Source organism: uncultured Nisaea sp., assembly GCF_963974195.1.
Taxonomy (GTDB): domain Bacteria; phylum Pseudomonadota; class Alphaproteobacteria; order Thalassobaculales; family Thalassobaculaceae; genus Nisaea.
Map to the genome: position 1 here is coordinate 1 of NZ_CAXBDC010000047.1, position 18,117 is coordinate 18,117.

An 18,117-nucleotide genomic window follows, 5' to 3' on the forward strand; every position below is an offset into this window, starting at 1 on the left:
GCCTTCAAGTTAGAAACTTTTTCAAAGTCGTATAGGCCTCGTTGATGATTTTCAACCGTTCTTCGGCCTGTTTGTCCCCGCCATTCGCGTCCGGGTGATGTTTTTTCACAAGCTGCTTGTAGCGCGCTTTCAGCTCTTTCTCGGTCACCGCCGGCGTCAAGCCCATGATCGCGAATGCTTTTCCCTCTGCCGTCTCGCTTCCGGGGCGGGGTGGAGCGCTCCCCGATGCGGCCTCCATATCCTCGTCACCATTGAGCGCACCGAACGGGTCTCTGTATTCGCCGGCAACAAACTTCCGGTATGCGGCCGCGGTCCCCAGCGGCCAGGTCGGCCGGTCCCAGGTGACCGAGCGCCGGATTTCCCGCTCAAGCTCCTCGGCGGAGGCGCCTTCGTAATAGTTCCACTGCTTGTTGTATTGCCGGACATGATCGAGGCAGAACCAGTAATAGTCGGACAGATCGCCGCGCCCTTTCGGAGCCCGATGCTCGCCCACGGATGCGCAGCCGGGCGCATCGCAGCGGCGGAAACCCGCTTCGCTGCTGAACGTGTCGATCTTCAGGGATTCGCTCTGCGCCTTCCGCATACCGTGAGTTCCAAATTGTCGCTGGTCCAGCCCGTGCCGAACGTCGAATATAGGGTTCTCGCCCGCCATATAAACCGAATCGCCCCTCCAGGGGGGCTTTAACGGAGAATAAGTTAATGTCCGTGACAGAGACGATCAAAGCCAAATTAACATCCGCGTTCGCCCCGGAGCATCTGGCTGTCATCGATGACTCGCAGAAACACCAGGGTCACGGCGGCTGGCGGGAAGGAGGGGAGACCCATTTCAACGTCGAGATCACGTCCGGCGCCTTCACCGGGAAGTCGCGCGTCGACCGGCAACGCATGGTGCATGACGTGCTCGCCGCCGAGCTGGCGGACCGCGTACACGCCTTGTCGATCCGGGCAAAGGCGCCTTCGGAATAAGCTCTTCGGTCAGCCGCGATGCAATCAACGGATGATTTACCAATAATTGATCGTTTTTTAGTTGCGTCTAATTTACATACGCTGATACACCAAGTTTCAGCTGCCAGAATCCGGCATGGACAGAACGTTTGCGGATAGCACGGTGTCAACTCTCATAAGTAAAAACGTATTGATCGATGGTCACCGCACCAGCATGCGGCTGGAGCCGGCCATGTGGGACGCGCTCTCGCAGATCGCCGCACGGGAAAAACTTACCGTGCACAATATCTGCAGCATCGTGAACCGGCATCGGGTCAATACATCCCTCACCTCCGCCACCCGGGTCTTTATTCTCGGCTATTTCCGGATCCTTGCCGAAAACCTGGAACATGATATCCCGCTGGGGTCGCAGCGTTCGGTCATGAACAAGGTCTTCCGCCAGACGGACGAGTTCCGCAACACACCCCAGGGCAGCCGTTACGCCGGGTCCCTGTAGAATTCGGGCCACATATCCTTGACCACGGGACTGCTCTCGCCAAAGGCATGGCAGGAGTTCAGCAGCGGCGGCGGGCCATTCCTTTTCGGCTCTTCCTCTCCACTCTCCCGCCTCTTCCGGGCATTTTCACCGTAGAGAGTCTGATACGCCGTGGTTGCCATCGGCCACAGCAGCTCGACCAAATGCGTGCAGCCCTCGGCACCGCCAAGCGCGGACAACACCTTCTTGCGCCAGCCCGGACCGATTCTGATCCCCTTGAGGCGCTGGAAATTGACCGTGATATTCGGGCAAATCTCGAATGGCCCCGCGTCAGTGACCGTCTCGACCTCGAGAATGTTGAGATCGTCGTCAACGGTCAGCCGGATCCACATGTCGTGAATAGGCTCTCCGGCCGGAATGCCGTCCCTGAAACTGTTCGGCACCTCGTAGGTCTTTACGTCCGTGATATGGCCCTCGATATCGAGATGACCATCCTCACGGCGAAAGCCCTCGCAGGTGACGCGGCGCGTATGGACTTTGCGGCGCGGCGCCGGGCTGGGCAGGGGCATTGATCTCTCCGGAATGATATTGCTTTGCGGCAAAAATCATTCCGGATCTCGCCGAAGTCAATTCCCGACGCCATCCCGCATCAGAGACGCCCGCCCCCTATGCCGGGGAAATCGGGGCTTCGGGTCAGGGCAGCCCGGCCATTCCCGATCCAGAAATGAAAGCCTCGCGCTCCAGAACGGCCTCTTCCAGATCTTCCCGGACAGCGGCGTAAATATCCCGGATCGAGACCATACCGATGATTTTGCCGGCTTCCTCGACAGGCAGATGGCGGAAGCCGCCTTCCTGCATGCGCTGAAGCGCCTCCATCACGGAGGCCTTGGGGCCGACCGTTTCGGGTTTCGGTGTCATGATCTCCCCGATCAGGGTCGCCCCCGGAGACTTTTCCTCAGCCACCAGACGGCCCGCGATATCCCGTTCCGAAAGAATGCCGACCAGCTCCTCTCCCTCGAGGATGAGAAGTGCTCCGATCTTGCGGCTTGTCATCAGCTTGGCGGCCGCGAGAACCGTATCTTTGGGGGATAGCGACGAGAGGTCCTGTTTACTCACCACATCCGGCACGATGTGTCTGGCCATGGCATTCTCCCTGATAGGTTTTTATTTATCTGGGAAGATTATACCAAATCACGAGGCATCTGGGAGCCGGGTCGTTTCAACTGTTTCATTTTCGCCTTCCGCCGGCGTTTCCCGGGAGACCCGCAGCAAGGTGATCTGATTGCGGTGGCGGCGTAAAATCTTGAACCGGAAACCGTGGAAAACGAACTCCTGTGCCACATTCGGGATGGTTCTGGCTTCATGCAGGATTAGCCCTGCGATGGTCGACGCCTCGCCATCGGGCAGACTCCAGTCAAACTCCCGATTGAGGTCCCGGAGCGTTACCGTGCCATCGATAACGTAGGATCCGTCCGCCTGGGGCCGGACACCGGCGACCGCGACATCATGCTCGTCGCTGATCTCGCCGACGATCTCCTCGATGATGTCCTCCAGCGTGACGATGCCCTGGAAGGCCCCGTATTCATCGACCACGAGCGCGAAATGCTCGCGCCTGGCGCGGAAGGCCTGCAACTGGTCGAGCAGCGTCGTGGATGTCGGAATGAACCAGGGGTCCGACGCGATCTCGCACATGTCGAGCTTCTCCAGCTCCTCCCCGTCCAGCCCCTTCACGGCGCGCAGAACCGCCTTTGCGTGAATGACGCCGATAATCTCTTCATGATCCCCCTTGAACAGGGGGAGCCGCGTGTACGGGCTTTTCATGATCTGCGAGATGATATCCTCGACAGTATCGTCCGCATCCAGCATTTCAACCCGGCGCCGGTGGGTCATGATCTCCTCGACCCAGACCTCGCTGAGATCGAGGATCGAGCGCAACATGGCCCGTTCCTCGCGGACCTCCTCCTCGTCCACCTCGACCTTGTGGCCGTGCAGCTCGATCAGGCCGCGCAATTCCTCTTCCTGCTCCGAATGTCCCAGCTCTTCCGAGATCCGGATACCGAACATCGACAGGATGAGCCGGACAATTCCCCGCACCGTCCGGGCAATCGGACCGAGTATGAAAACGATGGCGCTGATCAGCGGCGCGACGGCGAGCGCCACACGGTCGGAATTGTTCAGGGCATAGGTCTTCGGCAGAACTTCGGCGAAAATCACGACCACAACGGTCATGACAAGTGTCGCGTAGACCACGCCATGTTCGCCGAAAAACTGCAGGAACACAGTTGTCGCCAGCACAGAGCCCAGAATGTTGGTGATGTTGTTCCCGATCAGGATCGCACCGATCATGGTCTCGCTATGTTCCCGCAGCGCGAGAACGCGGGATGCCCGCTCGTCACCCTTGCGGTCCAGCTGGTGCATCCGGGCATAGGAAGAGCCCGTCAAACCGGTTTCCGATCCGGAGAAAAAAGCCGAAAGCACGATCAGCAGCAGAATGCCGCCAATCGTCAGCCATAGTTCGGCATCCATCAGATCAACTAACTCCTCGTCCATCAGATGCCCGCCGCGATCGAAAGGTCTTCCTGAAGCATGGTGCGCACGGCATCCGAGGCGACATCGTCGCTGGTGAAAGCCTTGCCAATTCCCCGCGCCAGTACGAACCGGATGGTCCCGTCGCGCGCCTTCTTGTCACGGCGCATGGATGTCAGCAGCGCATCCGCGCTCCAGCCCGCCGCACCGGGAATATCGGTGACCCGTGTTCGTAATCCCATGGCGCTTAGATGGGCCCGTGCCCGCTCCGCGTCCTGGCCCGGACACAGCCCGAGGCGGCGGGATAGCTCCAGCGCCTGAACCATGCCCACCGATACCGCCTCGCCATGCAGCAGCGTGCCATCGAACCCGGCGGCCGCCTCAAGCGCATGCCCGAAGGTATGGCCGAAATTCAGCAATTCGCGCAGTCCAGCTTCCCGCTCATCCGCGGCCACCACGGTGGCCTTAGCCTTGCAGCTCTCGACAACGGCGGAAATCCGCGCCGCCTCGTCGCCCGCGATCAGGTCCGCGCCATGCCGTTCCAACCACTCGAAAAAGGCCGGGTCCCGGATCAGACCGTATTTGACGACCTCCGCATAGCCGGCGAGCATTTCCCGCTTCGGCAGGGAAGCCAAGGTCCCGGTATCGGCCAGCACCAGTTTCGGCTGATGGAATGCGCCGACCAGATTCTTGCCCTGCGGCGTGTTGATACCGGTCTTGCCGCCAACCGAGCTGTCGACCTGGGCCAGCAGCGTCGTCGGGATCTGGATGAAATCGAGGCCGCGCATGACCGATGCCGCGCAATATCCGGCGAGGTCGCCGACCACACCGCCCCCGAGCGCAATCACGGCCGTCCGGCGGTCGACGCCATCTTCCAGCATGCGGCCGCAGACATATTCGAAATCGGCGTAACTCTTGGAGGATTCCCCCGGCGGAACGGCGATGGTGGTCACTTCGATCCCCGCCGCATCCAGCGATTCCGTCAGCGGGTCGAGCCAATAGCCGGAAACCGTCGAATCGGTGACAACAAAGACCTTGTTTCCCCGGATCAAAGGCTTGATCTCACTGCCCGCATTCTCGATCAGCCCGGGACCGACGCGGATATCGTAGCTGCGTTCAGCAAGGCCCACGGAAACCGTCTGGATCGTCGTCATACTCTTTCCTGTTTCAAGATATTAGGCTCCGTCAGGCGGCTTATTCAGCCGGCACGGCTTTGCGTGCATCCCCGAAATAATTCATGAGGACGTCGTAAGCCTGATCGACCGTTGCCTCGAGCGGTCCCCGGCGCGATTCGATCCAGAGATCGGCCATCTCATAGACGGGATACCGCTCATGCATCAGTTTTTCGAGCACCGCTTTCGGATCTTTCTGGGCCAGCAGAGGACGGCCCTGGCGCCGGCTGACACGCTCGAACAGCACGTCGATATCAGCCTTCAGCCACAGCGACACGGCATTCCCGGCAATCGCCGCGCGGGTCTCTTCCGCCATGAAGGCGCCGCCGCCGGTTGCCAGCACGACGGGCGGACCGCTCAGGATGCGCTGTATCACCCGCTGCTCGCCCCGGCGGAATTCCTCCTCGCCGAAACGCTCGAAAAATTCGCTGATCGTGCAGCCGGCGGCATCCTCGATTTCCCGGTCCGCATCGATGAAATGCATATCCAGCCGTTGCGCCAGACGGCGCCCGACACTGCTCTTGCCGGCCCCCATGAGGCCAACGAGAACGATACTTTTCGGGTGGGATTGCGGCACGTGCGCCGGATCAGAGTGATTCACCATGGGAAACAGGTTCTGGCTCCGGACAAGACGCGAATAGCGTTTCCAGTCAAATCCGGCACCTCTCCTTTCCTCTCCCTCGTTGAACTCACTGGATGCGGCCGGTATGCTGCCGCAAACGCGTCATATTCAGTCGCTAGCATAACTTTCCCAATATGGCGTTGCAAACGCCTTGGGGACGTTGCGTGCGGGTCGACCGGACCAGTGTCGCGCGAAACCGTAATTCATGGGTCCGCAGCATGAAATTGACGCTCTGGGTCGTTATCGTCATAGCACTGTTCTTTGGCGGCGGCTTTGCATTCCTGTCCACATGGGACATCCCGGCACCGACCAGCCAGATAGAACAGGTCCTCCCCAATGATCAATTCCCCCGCTAACGGCCGGATCTGGCAACGGCGCGCCGGTTTCTGCGTTCTGATGCTGGCTCTGTCCCTGCCTTTCTCGGCCGGGGACACACTGGCCCAGGGCGCACCCAAGCCGTTACTGCCATCCCTCGGCGCACCGAAACCCCTGCTCCCGCAGGCGCCCGGCACAGACAGCAGCACCGATAGCGGCGCCCGCACCGATGAAACCATCCCCCTTCTCTCCCCAGCGGGTGACAATGGGACGAATAGCGGCGGCACGACCAGCAGCACGGTAAACACCAAGGACGGCATTTCCATCAATTCCCTGGACAGGGTCTCCGGCGAGAGTGTCGGCACCATTGGCCAGGACGAATCGGCCCTGCCGGCCACCATGTGGGACGACACGCCCCGCAGCGCCATCCAGCGCATGCTGGCCCTGGTCGGCGAAGCACCGGCGACGGCCTCCCTGCGCGACCTGCTGTTGCGCGTTCTGCTGAGCCCGGCCGCCGTTCCGCAAGCCACCGACCCGGCCGACCGGACGAGCATCGTCAAGGCCCGCATCGACGCTCTCGAACGCCTGGGAGCCTGGCCGGACTATATCCGGCTTCTCGACATTGCACCGTCCCGCGATGACGAGACAGTATTGCCTCCAGCCTTGCGCGCCCGCCTGAAGACCGATGCCGGGTTCCTGACCGGAGACACCGGAACGAGCTGCACCATCGCCCGCGAGGCCATGCTGTCCCTGCCGGAAGACCGTTATTGGCAGAAGGCCGGGACCTTTTGTCAGGCCCTCGCCGACGAATGGGAAAGCGTCGAGTTCAACCTTCGTCTGCTGCTGGAGCTTGGCGACCAGGACACGCGCTATATCGAGCTGATGCGCGCCGTCAGCGGCACCGCCTCCGACCTGCCGCCAATGCCCGAGGCAGCACAATTGAGGCCACTCGATATCGCCATGATGCGGGTTGCCAATCTTGCTCCCTCCATGCCCGACCCCGATGCGGTTCCGACATCCCTGATCCCCGTTCTGACCTCCTTCAAGGCCTTGCGCTTCGAAGACCGGCTGCGCCTTGCCGAACGCGGCGAACAGCTTGGACTGGTGGACCGGAGCGAGCTGATTGCGCTGTATGAGCTGGTCGATATCGATCCGTCGCAGATGCAAAACGCACTCACCGCCGCTGCCGCCGATCCGAGCGCGAACGGCCGCGCCCTGTTATACCGGGCCATCGCCAGCCAGACCGTGCCACTGGCCCAGGCCCAGGCCATCCAGCAGGCTCTTAACCTCGGCCGCCGCGATGGCCGTTACGGCTCCACGGCTCGGCTTTATGCCCCGCTGATCCAGGAAATCCCGACCACATCTCCCTATGCCTGGTTTGCCGCCGACGCGGCATCCGCCTTCATTGCCGCCGGCATGAGCGACGCCGCCGCGCCCTGGATGGAAATGGCGTCCCGCGAAGCGCGTCTGGGCCCGGAACAGGCAACGGCCTGGCGTGATGCTGTCATCATGTCCCGGCTGTCCGCTGGCGAGGAGGTTCCGCTGGAGAAGAACTTCCTTCGGGAATGGTGGCGCGGCGCCCGCAATGCGGCGCCCGAAAACGCACCGGCGCACGCGACCCTGCTGTTCGGGCTGCTGGAAGCAACCGGCGCGGAGACGCCCGGCACGGTCTGGCGCGGTCTGATCGACCAGGCCGCACCAAAGGAGACGAAATCCTCGCCTCCCGCCCTGCTGTGGGCCCGCCGTGACGCCGCCAGGAACGGCCGTCTCGGTGAAGGCGCCCTGCTGACCGTGCTTTCGCTCTCCGGCGCGGAATTGCTGGAGTACGATACCGGGACGCTTACGGAAAGCGTGCGGGCACTCTCGGAACTCGGGCTGCATAAAGACGCTTACCGGCTGGCGCTGGATATCTATCTGGCATCGACCAGCGCACCGGCCCCGGCAACGGCGGGCGAGTAAGCCGGTGGATCCGGACAGCGGCTCCATCGAACGCTTTCTTGAAATGCTGATTGCCGAGCGCGGCGCCTCCGGCAACACGATCGACGCCTACAAGCGGGACCTGCGGGATTTCGCCGGCAGTCTGGCGAAGCGCAAGCAATCGCTCGGCAATGCCTCAAGCGACGACATAAGGGCCTATCTCGAACTGCTGGATAAAGCCGGCATGGCACCGCGCACAGCCGCCCGGCGGCTTTCCGCGATCCGGCAATTCTATCGCTTCCTCTATGGCGAGGGGGACCGGAGCGACGATCCATCGACCGCCATCGACAGTCCGCGCCAGGGACGGCCGCTGCCGAAGATCCTGAGCGAGACGGAAGTCGACCTGTTGCTCGCCGCCGCCCGGAACAGAGACGGCGCCGACGGTTTGCGCCTGACCTGCCTGCTTGAAATTCTCTATGCCAGCGGCCTCCGGGTCTCGGAACTGGTCGCCTTGCCGCTTGCCGCGGTTGCGCGTGATCCCCGGGTCCTGATCGTGCGCGGCAAAGGCGGCAAGGAGCGCATGGTGCCCCTGACCGATGCCGCCAGGGATGCCATCGTCGCCTACAAGGATGTGCGGAGCAGCTATCTGCCCGAGGGGACGACCTCCACATATCTCTTCCCGTCACGGGGCAGCGAGGGTCATCTCACCCGCCGCCGCATGGGGCAGCTTCTGAAAGAGCTCGCCATCGCATGCGGCCTGCGCCCGGCGGCTGTCTCGCCTCACGTCCTGCGGCACGCTTTCGCGACCCATCTGCTCGACCATGGCGCGGACCTGCGCAGCGTGCAGCAGATGCTGGGACATGTTGATATCTCGACCACGCAAATTTACACCCACGTCCTCACCGAACGGCTGAAGGCACTGGTGGCTGAACATCACCCTCTGGCAAAGCCCCTTCAGGCAAAGGTTAGCAACAAAAGCTGACCCGCCGGGGCAATCCAGACATTGTAACCCGTGGCCCGGACGAGTATGGTCCGCGCTTCCCAACATAGTGATTCGACGGATATGCGCGTCTTTCTGGATTTTGAAAAGCCGATCGCCGATCTTGAAGGCAAGATCGAGGAACTGCGCCACCTCACCTCCGAGGGCGATATCAATATCGCCGATGAGGTCGGCAAGCTGCAGGCCAAGGTCGACCGCCAGCTGCGGCAGTCCTATCAGAAGCTGACGCCCTGGCAGAAAGTCCAGGTCGCCCGGCACCCGGACCGCCCGCATTTCAGGCAGGTCCTGAGCCATCTGGTGGAAGATTTCACCCCACTCGCCGGGGACCGCGCTTTCGGCGAAGACAAGGCGATCATCGGCGGCATCGGCCGTTTCCGCGGCTTCTCCGCCGTTATCATCGGCAACGAGAAGGGCGGCACGACGGAAGAGCGGATCGCGCATAATTTCGGCATGGCGAAGCCGGAAGGCTACCGCAAGGCCCGTCGCCTGATGGAAATGGCCGACAGGTTCAAGCTCCCGGTGCTGACCTTCGTCGACACTGCCGGTGCCTATCCCGGCGTCGGCGCCGAGGAACGCGGCCAGGCCGAGGCCATTGCCCGTTCCATCGATGCCTGCCTGTCGCTTCAGGTTCCGATCATCGCCTCCATCGTCGGTGAAGGCGGCTCCGGTGGTGCCGTGGCGCTGGCCGCCGCGAACCGGGTGCTGATGCTGGAACATGCGGTCTATTCGGTGATCTCTCCGGAAGGCTGCGCCTCCATCCTGTGGCGCGATGGCGACCATGCCCGCGACGCAGCCGAGGCATTGCGGCTGACCTCCGACGATCTGCTGAAACTCGGCGTGATCGACGAAATCATCCGGGAGCCCCTCGGCGCGGCCCATCGCGACCAGGCAACGGCCCTCAATACCCTTGGCGATGCCGTGGAAGCCAATCTCCGTACCCTCGTCGGCACGGAAGGCGGCAAGCTGAAGGCGGACCGCCGCCGCAAGTTCCTCGACATGGGCAAAAAAGGCCTCGCCTGAGCGCTTTCTTTTGTCCGCAATTGATCTGGCGCAATTCCCTTTTTTGCATCGGGTGATATCTCCCCTACACTGAATCCGGATGATACCGGGATCGATTGAGGGGAGCTGCGGAATGCTTGGCTACCGCACCATTCTGATCGTGCTTGTGCTCGCCGCAATTGCGGGCGGCATCTACTGGTACACCGGACGCGACAGCGGCCTGCCGGAAGGCTTTGCCCGCGCCAACGGCCGGCTCGAGGCCGAGCGGGTGGATATCGCCAGCAAATTTTCCGGCCGCATCCGGGATGTGCTGGTGACCGAAGGCGAAATGGTCACCCAGGGGCAGCCCCTCGCTCATCTGGACTCAACTGAAATCGAAGCCCAGCTCCGGGAAGCAGACGCCGCCGTCCTGCAAGCCAGGGAAGCGCTGAACGAAGCGCGCGCCGTGCTGGCCCAGCGCCAGAGCGAGCTGGTGCTGGCGGATCAGGAAATGCACCGGTCCGAGACACTCGGCGAGCGGGGCTTCGCCAGCGGCGAGACCGTGGACCGGCGGCGCAGCCAGCGCGCAACGGCTGCTGCGGCCGTTACTTCCGCCGAAGCGGGTATCGCCCGGGCGGAAGCGACAATCGCCGCCCGCGAGGCGACGGTGGAACGTATTCGCGCCGATCTCGGGGAGTATGAAATTACCGTACCAGTCGCCGGGCGTATCCAGTACCGGCTGGCGGAGCCGGGCGAGGTGATCGCGGCGGGCGGCAAGGTCGCCACCATGCTCGACCTGAAACGGGTTTACATGACGGTCTACCTGCCGACACGCGATGCCGGACGGCTCGCCTACGGGGCGGAAGCCCGGCTGATTTTCGATGCGGCGCCGGAATATGCCGTTCCGGCCACGGTCACCTTCGTCGCCTCGGAAGCGCAATTCACGCCACGCTACGTCGAGACAGAGAGCGAGCGGGACAAACTCATGTTCCGGGTCAAGGTCACAATCCCGGCGGATATGCTCGAAGGGTACGAGCGCCTGGTGAAGGCCGGCATTCCGGGTGTTGCCATCGTCCGTACGGACCCCGACATGCCCTGGCCGGAGGAATTTGCCGTCAAACTGCCTCCACGCAATGGCTGACACCGCCCCTCCCATACGGCTTACGGGAATTTCCCACCGCTACGGGCGGGCGGACGCGTTGCGCCAGGTGGATCTCGAAATCCCGTCCGGATCGACCATTGCCGTGATCGGCCCGGACGGCGTCGGTAAATCAACCTTGCTGGCACTGCTCTCCGGCACCAAGAGGATCCAGAACGGAACGGTGGAACTGTTCGGCGGCGATTTGCGGAGCAGGGATCACAGGCGCCGTGTTTGCAGCCGCATCGCCTATATGCCGCAGGGCCTTGGCAAGAACCTCTACCCCACACTCTCCGTCGCCGAGAATCTCGACTTCTTCGCCCGGCTTTACGACCAGCCCGAGAGCGAGCGGCGGCAACGGGCGGAGGAATTGCTGCAAGCCACCGGGCTTGCCCCGTTCCGCGACCGGCCGGCGGAGAAGCTTTCCGGCGGCATGAAACAGAAACTGGCGCTCTGCTGCGCGCTGGTACATGACCCGGATCTGTTGATCCTCGACGAGCCGACCACCGGTGTCGATCCCCTCTCCCGCCGCCAGTTCTGGGAGCTGATCGCCCGCATCCAGGGACGGCGCCCCTGGATGACCATCATCACCGCCACCGCCTATATGTCCGAAGCCGAGCGGTTCCAGCATCTGATCGCCATGCATGACGGCACGATCCTGGCCGAGGGAACACCGGAAGAACTGAAGCAGAAGGCCGGAGCCGACAGCCTGGAAGACGCCTTTCTTGCCCTGCTTCCACACCGGGATGGGGATACCGGCTTCATCCCCCGACCGAAGCCGGAGGGCACGGCGCAGAGCGGCGACGCACCCGCGATCGAAGCCTCCGGGCTGGTCATGCGGTTCGGCGATTTCACCGCCGTCGATCATGTTGATTTCCGCATTGAGCGCGGTGAGATCTTCGGCTTCCTCGGCTCGAACGGCTGCGGCAAGACGACGACCATGAAAATGCTGACGGGCTTGCTCACGCCGACAGAGGGCGAGGCCAGGATCTTCGGCAAGCGGATCGAGGGCGGCGGCATGGAAATGCGCCGGAGGGTCGGCTACATGTCCCAGTCATTCTCGCTCTATGGCGAGTTGACAGTGCGTCAAAATCTCGACCTGCACGCGGGCCTGTTCCGCATCGAGGGAAAGAAAAAGACCGAACGGATCCGGGAGCTGACCGACCGCTTCGATCTTGCCAAGGTGATGGACAAGCGGCCGGAATCCCTGCCGCTCGGCATTCGCCAGCGCCTGCAACTCGCTGTCGCCGTGCTGCACGAGCCGGAAATGCTTATTCTCGACGAGCCAACCAGCGGTGTCGACCCGGTGGCCCGGGACGGATTCTGGAATCTGCTGACGGAACTTTCCCGCGATGACGGCGTGACGATCTTCATCTCCACCCACTTCATGAACGAGGCGGAGCGCTGTGACCGCATTTCCCTGATGCATGCGGGCCGGGTTCTGGCCATCGGCGCACCCGGTCACCTGGTCGCCGAGTCCGGCAGGGATACGCTCGAAGAAACCTTCATAGCCCATCTCGAAGAGGCCGCCGACGACGGAGATGTGCCGACGGAGGATGCCGCCATCACACTGGAGCAGACACAGGAGAAAAACGGTACACCGGCAATATTCTCGCCCGCCCGCCTCTGGGCCATCGCCCGGCGCGAGACATCCGAATTGATCCGCGACCCGATCCGTCTCGCCTTCGCCATCTTCGGTCCTCTCATTCTGATGCTGGCAATGGGCTACGGGATATCCTTCGATGTCGAGGACATGCGCTATGCGGTGCTGGACCAGGACCGCAGCCGGGAAAGCCGGATGGTGCTGCGTCAGTTCGAGGGCTCGCGCTATTTCAGTGCCGCGCCGGAGCTAACAGGCACCGGCGATCTAGACCGACGCATGCAACGGGGCGAGATCGGCCTCGCGCTCGTTATTCCTCCGGGTTTCGGCCGTGATCTTGCCGCCGGACAGCAGCCGGAAATCTCGGCCTGGCTGGACGGCGCCAATACGACCCGGGCCGAGACGGCGCGCGGCTATGTTGAGGGTGCCTTCGGCTCTTTCCTCTCCGAACTTGCCGCCCGGAGCGGGACGCCCGGCAACACGCAACAGCTCACGGAGCTTGAGGTCCGGTTCCGTTATAATCAGGGCTTCACCTCGCAACAGGCCATCCCGCCAGGCGTCCTGATGATGCTCATGATGATGATTCCGGCCATGCTGACCGCCCTCGGGGTCGTGCGCGAGAAAGAGCTGGGCTCGATCACCAATCTCTACGCCGCTCCCGCAAGTCGTTTCGAGTTTCTGGCCGGCAAGCAACTGCCCTATATCGGCATCGCCCTGGTCAGCTTCGGCACGATGATGCTGATGATCTTCCTGCTTTTCGGCCTGGCGCCAAAATCCAGCGTGCCGGTCCTGCTTGCCGGAGCGGTGCTCTATGCCACCGCCGCCACCGGTTTCGGCCTGCTGGCATCGACCGTGGCCACCTCGCAGGTCGCCGCAGTCTTTGGAACGGCAATCATCGTGCTGGTCCCGACGATCAATTTCTCCGGCATGCTGACCCCTGTCGCGACCCTGGACACTGTCAGCCGGGCCATCGGCCAGGCCTTCCCCTCCGCCCATTTCCAGATCATCAGTGCCGGAGTCTTCAACAAGGGGCTGTCGGCCGCCGCCCTGGCGCCGAACCTCGCCATCCTGGCCGGGTTCTGCCTGCTCTACTGGACCGCCTCCTCCCTCCTCCTGCCAAAACAGGACCGGTGAGACCATGCGCGCGCTGATGATCATCCTCCGGCTCGGGATCAAGGAGATCTACAGCCTGGCCCGCGACCCGGTACTGCTGGGACTGATCTTTTATACCTTCACCATCAGCGTCTATACGGTTGCCAACGGTGTGGAGACCGAGCTCCGGAATGCGGCCATCGCCATTGTCGACGAGGACGATTCCGCGCTCTCCCACCGGCTGCGCGGCACGTTCCTGCCGCCCTATTTCAAGCCGCCAGTCATTATCAGCATCAATGAGGTGGACAAGGTGCTCGACAGCGGCGCCTACACTTTCGTGCTGGATATCCCGCCGGACTTCGAAATGGATGTCCAGCGAGGCCGGGTCCCGGACCTGCAGCTGAACGTGGACGCAACCGCCATGTCCATCGCCGGAAACGGCGCCGGTTATATAGGGTCAATCGTGCAGGAAGAAATCAGCCGGTTCGTTCGGCGGGCGGAAACGGCCGCGGAAAAGCCCGCACGCCTGCAAATCCGGGTGAAGTATAATCCGAACCTTGAGGCGGTGCGCTTCAACGCCGTGATGCAGGTGGTGAACAACATCATCGTCATGGCCGTCATCCTGTCCGGTGCCGCCGTGATCCGGGAGCGGGAGCACGGCACGATCGAGCATCTGCTGGTCATGCCGGTCAGTGCCCCGGAAATCATGATCTCCAAGATCTGGGCCAACGGGCTGGTGATCGTCATTGCCGCGCTGTTCTCACTCGAATTCGTCGTGCATCGCAGCCTGGGCGTGCCGCTAACCGGCTCGATGCCGCTGTTCACCCTCGGCGCCTGCATCTTCCTGTTCTCGATCACCGCCCTCGGCGTGATGCTGGCGACCGTGACCCGCTCAATGCCGCAATTCGCCCTGCTGGCCATCCCCGTGATCGTCGTGCTGCATCTGCTGTCCGGCAGTCACACCCCGCTGGAAAGCATGCCCGAGACCCTGCAATGGATCATGCAGCTCTCCCCCGCGACGCATTTCGTCCGGTTTTCGCAGGCGGTGATTTACCGGGACGCGCCGATCACCCTGATCTGGCCGGAACTGGCCGTCATGTTTGCGATCGGCGGTCTGTTTTTCGCGTTCGCCCTCAGCCGCTTCCGTGCGGCGATGGGCACCCGCTAGAGCGGCCGCTTACTCGCCAGCCTCGCGCAGGGCCGCATCATAGAGGTTCGGCCCCGCGAATTCCCGGTCATGAGTCAGGGACGGCACCTTGCCGCGTGCCTCGTCCACCTTCGCCAGATCGATCTCGGCCGTGATGATGCCCGGCTCCTCGCCGCCATCGGCCAGCACTTCGCCCCAGGGGGCGACAATGATCGAATGACCATAGGTCTGGCGGCCGCCCGCATGGGTGCCGCACTGGGCGGCGGAAACCACGAAACAGCCATTCTCGATGGCCCGGGCCCGCTGCAGCACATGCCAGTGCGCCTCGCCGGTTACCTTGGTGAAAGCGGCCGGGGCGAACAGCACCTTGGCGCCTGCCTGGGCGAGGGAGCGGTAGAGATAGGGGAAGCGGATATCGTAGCAGATGGTCAGGCCGAGCGTGCCCCAGGGCGTTTCGGCGAGCACGCCTTCCTCACCCGGTTTGTAGGAAGCGGACTCCCGATAGGTCTGGCCGTCGCCGACCTGCACGTCGAACATGTGAATCTTGCTGTACCGCGCGGCGATGCTGCCGTCCGGCGCGATCAGGAAACTGCGGTTGGCGAGCCGGTCGTCATCCGTCAACTTGACCGAGATCGAGCCGACATGCAGCCAGACACCGAGTTCGGCGGCGAGGCCGCGAAAGGCGATGAGTACTTCATGCTCTTCCTCCACCTTCGCCTTGGCCCGTGCCGCCGGCTTGTCCGGCTCGAACATGCCGACGATTTCCGGGGTGGTGATGAAGTGCGCTCCGGCGGCCTTCGCTTCCCGGATCATCGGCGAGACCTCGGCGATATTCACGGCCGGGTCCGGCTTCGAATTGGTCTGGACGCACGCTACGGTGAATTTCGACATGAGAGGTCCCCTGAACTGATGCCTAGGAGGCTTTCGCCTGCAACATTTCGTCTAGCTTACCACTGGCGTTGAGCGCCGCCAATTCGTCCGAACCGCCAATCCCGATGCCGTCAATGAAAATCTGCGGCACGGTATAGCGCCCGTCCGCCTTTTCCGTCATCTCGGCGCGCTTCGAGCTGCTGGTGCTGACATCGATTTCCGTGAACGGCACATCCTTGGATTCCAGCAATTTTTTCGCCCGGACACAGAACGGGCAGAACATGGTGGTGTAGATTTCGACATCAGCCATCGGGGGATCTCCTTCGGAACGCTCACAGCACCGAAATGGGTATGCAGCAGGCATCAATCCAGCATTTCGCGCGGCTATACGCAAGTGCAGCCCGCAAGAGCACCGCGCAAGGATTACAGCACGCGCGCCACGGTCAGCAGGCTGACCGGGCCCGAGCCCGCCTTCCGGCAAGCCCGGATACAGGCCTCCGCCGTGGCACCGGAGGTCCAGACATCATCGATCAGCAGGATGCTCTGCCCGGCAATGCGGGTGCGCCGGTCCGGATCTATCGTGAAAGCTCCCTGAACATTCACTTTGCGCGCCGCCTTGCCGAGCCCGCCCTGACTGGGTGTGCGCTTTACCCGGATCAATGACAGCGGGTCTGACTGAAGTCCCGTCAACCGCGCCAGATCCGCCGCCAGCAGGGCCGATTGATTGAAGCGCCGTCTGATCCGGCGCCAGGGATGCAGCGGCACCGGCACGATAAGTGAGGGCTCTTCCATCAGCCCCTCCCCCGCCAGCATCATCCAGCGGGCGAACAGACGGGAGAGCGTCTCATCCCCGCCATGCTTGAAACGCAGGATCAACTCCCGGCTGGCATCGTCATAGGCCAAAGCCGAACGGGCCGTGCTGAACACTGGCGGAGCGGCGACACAGGCACCACACACAGCATCGACGCCAACATCATAGTCGAATGGCAGGCCGCAGCAGGCACACCAGGGTAGTCCGAGAAAGGTCAAATTCGACCAGCATTCAGCACAGAGGCCGTCATCATCCGTCACCAGCGCACCGCATTTCTTGCAACGCGGCGGTAGCACCAGATCGAACAGCCGCCGCCCGAGATGCAACACCGGCCTGCCAAGACGTCCGATCATGCCACCGCTACACTCCCCGCCCTTCAGGCCAGACATTCAGGCCAGGTATTCAAGACAGTCATTCAGAACATGGGAGGGCCAGAAACGTTTCCCCGGCGGCCGCGATGGACTATATCGGCGACATGACCGATCAGATGCTCGTCTTCGACCGCCAGCAGGTCCGCCGCAACCGGAACCGCGCCGCAACAGGCTTCGCCGATCATGATTTCCTGAAACGGGAGATCTCGGAGCGGGTGGTGGATCGCATGGGAGATATCCAGCGCAGGTTTCCGCGCCTGCTCGATCTCGGCTGCCACAACGGCCTGCTTCGGGACAGTCTCGATCCGCGCCTCGGTGTTGAATGGATCGTCGGTCTGGACCCGTCGGAACGGTTCGCAGCGCAGGCGGCGGTGCACAGCCCCGCCATTGCCGCGGAGGAAGAACTCCTGCCCTTCGCTCCCGCCAGTTTCGATGCCGTCGTCAGCGCGCTCTCGCTGCATTGGGTGAACGATCTGCCGGGAGCGCTCGTCCAGGCCCGGCAGTGCCTGAAGCCGGATGGCCTGTTCCTTGGCGCCATGCTGGGCGGCGAGACGCTGCACGAGCTGCGGGCTGTGCTCACGGAAGCGGAAAGCGAGGTGCTCGGCGGCGCCGGTCCGCGCGTCTCCCCCTTCGCGGAGCTGCAGGATGCGGCAGGGCTGATGCAGCGCGCCGGGTTCGCGCTGCCGGTGGTCGACAGCGATTTGCTGACGGTGACTTACGAGAATGCCTTCCTGTTGATGCGGGAGCTGCGCGGTATGGGCGAAGGCAACGCCGTGGCAGCACGGCGCAAAAGCGCCACTCCGAAAAGCGTGTTCCTGCGCGCCGCCGAAATCTACCAGCAGCGCCATGGAACTCCCGACGGCAGGATCTCGGCAAGCTTCCAGATTCTCTATCTAACTGGCTGGGCCCCGCATTCCTCCCAGCAGAAACCGCTCAGACCCGGCAGCGCCGCCCACCGGCTGGCCGATGCACTGGAAGCGACAGAGCGGCCTGCCGGGGAAACCGCACCGGGAAAACCCCGCATCTAAGCGCGACAAATCGCCTCGCCCGAACATTAACCAAACCGTGAAAATCATTTAATTTCAATACGCTTCCAGCGCATACCCTATCGTCACGCGCACCATCTCTTTCTGCCTTG

Annotated in this window: 18 protein-coding genes; 9 read left to right on the forward strand and 9 right to left on the reverse strand. The window is 62.7% G+C overall.

Annotated features, from left to right (window positions below):
* Nucleotides 1–4 precede the first annotated feature (4 nt).
* Nucleotides 5–583, reverse strand: coding sequence for a J domain-containing protein (locus AAC126_RS11860; RefSeq protein WP_339853590.1), 579 nt, complete (start codon nt 581–583; stop codon nt 5–7).
* Nucleotides 584–699: 116 nt separating this feature from the next.
* On the opposite strand from AAC126_RS11860, the gene AAC126_RS11865 reads away from it, so the two are divergent.
* On the forward strand, nt 700–966 hold the full coding sequence (locus AAC126_RS11865) for a BolA family protein (RefSeq protein ID WP_339853592.1): 267 nt from the start codon (nt 700–702) through the stop codon (nt 964–966).
* A 142-nt stretch (nt 967–1,108) separates the two neighbouring features.
* On the forward strand, nt 1,109–1,441 hold the full coding sequence (locus AAC126_RS11870) for a ribbon-helix-helix domain-containing protein (RefSeq protein ID WP_339853594.1): 333 nt from the start codon (nt 1,109–1,111) through the stop codon (nt 1,439–1,441).
* Here AAC126_RS11870 and AAC126_RS11875 read toward each other — a convergent pair.
* The 5 genes from AAC126_RS11875 to AAC126_RS11895 all read right to left on the reverse strand — a co-directional run bounded on the left by AAC126_RS11875 (nt 1,423) and on the right by AAC126_RS11895 (nt 5,722).
* Complete coding sequence (locus AAC126_RS11875; protein WP_339853596.1) at nt 1,423–1,989, reverse strand: DUF2889 domain-containing protein; 567 nt, start codon at nt 1,987–1,989, stop codon at nt 1,423–1,425. The two genes, AAC126_RS11870 and AAC126_RS11875, sit on opposite strands and share 19 nt — an antisense overlap.
* 124 nt (nt 1,990–2,113) lie before the next feature.
* Nucleotides 2,114–2,563 carry a CBS domain-containing protein gene (locus AAC126_RS11880; protein ID WP_339853598.1) on the reverse strand — a complete coding sequence of 150 codons (450 nt, stop codon included), beginning with the start codon at nt 2,561–2,563 and terminating at the stop codon, nt 2,114–2,116.
* Nucleotides 2,564–2,611: 48 nt separating this feature from the next.
* Entirely contained in the window at nt 2,612–3,970 is a 1,359-nt protein-coding gene (locus AAC126_RS11885) for an HlyC/CorC family transporter (RefSeq protein ID WP_339853600.1), read from the reverse strand.
* Complete coding sequence (gene aroB / locus AAC126_RS11890) at nt 3,970–5,100, reverse strand: 3-dehydroquinate synthase (protein WP_339853602.1); 1,131 nt, start codon at nt 5,098–5,100, stop codon at nt 3,970–3,972. The genes AAC126_RS11885 and aroB overlap by 1 nt, the downstream gene beginning before the upstream one ends.
* 40 nt (nt 5,101–5,140) lie before the next feature.
* Nucleotides 5,141–5,722 carry a shikimate kinase gene (locus tag AAC126_RS11895; protein WP_339853604.1) on the reverse strand — a complete coding sequence of 194 codons (582 nt, stop codon included), beginning with the start codon at nt 5,720–5,722 and terminating at the stop codon, nt 5,141–5,143.
* 354 nt (nt 5,723–6,076) lie between these two features.
* Between AAC126_RS11895 and AAC126_RS11900 the strand changes: the two genes are divergently transcribed.
* The 6 genes from AAC126_RS11900 to AAC126_RS11925 all read left to right on the forward strand — a co-directional run bounded on the left by AAC126_RS11900 (nt 6,077) and on the right by AAC126_RS11925 (nt 14,948).
* Entirely contained in the window at nt 6,077–8,014 is a 1,938-nt protein-coding gene (locus AAC126_RS11900) for a hypothetical protein (protein WP_339853605.1), read from the forward strand.
* Between the two features lie 4 nt (nt 8,015–8,018).
* The gene (gene xerD / locus AAC126_RS11905; RefSeq protein ID WP_339853607.1) at nt 8,019–8,954 is read left to right on the forward strand and encodes a site-specific tyrosine recombinase XerD; all 936 of its coding nucleotides are present in this window, start codon (nt 8,019–8,021) and stop codon (nt 8,952–8,954) included.
* 81 nt (nt 8,955–9,035) lie between these two features.
* Complete coding sequence (locus AAC126_RS11910; RefSeq protein WP_339853608.1) at nt 9,036–9,992, forward strand: acetyl-CoA carboxylase carboxyltransferase subunit alpha; 957 nt, start codon at nt 9,036–9,038, stop codon at nt 9,990–9,992.
* Between the two features lie 112 nt (nt 9,993–10,104).
* Nucleotides 10,105–11,091 carry an efflux RND transporter periplasmic adaptor subunit gene (locus tag AAC126_RS11915; RefSeq protein ID WP_339853610.1) on the forward strand — a complete coding sequence of 329 codons (987 nt, stop codon included), beginning with the start codon at nt 10,105–10,107 and terminating at the stop codon, nt 11,089–11,091.
* A complete protein-coding gene (gene rbbA / locus AAC126_RS11920) occupies nt 11,084–13,822 on the forward strand; it encodes a ribosome-associated ATPase/putative transporter RbbA (protein ID WP_339853612.1) in 2,739 nt (912 codons plus the stop codon). The genes AAC126_RS11915 and rbbA overlap by 8 nt, the downstream gene beginning before the upstream one ends.
* 4 nt (nt 13,823–13,826) lie before the next feature.
* Nucleotides 13,827–14,948, forward strand: coding sequence for an ABC transporter permease (locus AAC126_RS11925; RefSeq protein ID WP_339853614.1), 1,122 nt, complete (start codon nt 13,827–13,829; stop codon nt 14,946–14,948).
* Nucleotides 14,949–14,957: 9 nt separating this feature from the next.
* Here the strand turns inward: AAC126_RS11925 and AAC126_RS11930 are convergent, their stop codons facing one another.
* The 3 genes from AAC126_RS11930 to AAC126_RS11940 form a co-directional block, all read right to left on the reverse strand.
* Complete coding sequence (locus AAC126_RS11930) at nt 14,958–15,818, reverse strand: carbon-nitrogen hydrolase family protein (protein WP_339853616.1); 861 nt, start codon at nt 15,816–15,818, stop codon at nt 14,958–14,960.
* A gap of 22 nt (nt 15,819–15,840) precedes the next feature.
* Nucleotides 15,841–16,107, reverse strand: a complete 267-nt coding sequence (grxC, locus tag AAC126_RS11935; RefSeq protein WP_339853618.1) for a glutaredoxin 3 — start codon at nt 16,105–16,107, stop codon at nt 15,841–15,843.
* 113 nt (nt 16,108–16,220) lie between these two features.
* On the reverse strand, nt 16,221–16,961 hold the full coding sequence (locus tag AAC126_RS11940; RefSeq protein WP_339853619.1) for a ComF family protein: 741 nt from the start codon (nt 16,959–16,961) through the stop codon (nt 16,221–16,223).
* Nucleotides 16,962–17,065: 104 nt separating this feature from the next.
* Here AAC126_RS11940 and AAC126_RS11945 point away from each other — a divergent pair, with 104 nt between their 5' ends.
* On the forward strand, nt 17,066–18,007 hold the full coding sequence (locus AAC126_RS11945) for a methyltransferase domain-containing protein (RefSeq protein ID WP_339853620.1): 942 nt from the start codon (nt 17,066–17,068) through the stop codon (nt 18,005–18,007).
* Nucleotides 18,008–18,117 lie beyond the last annotated feature (110 nt).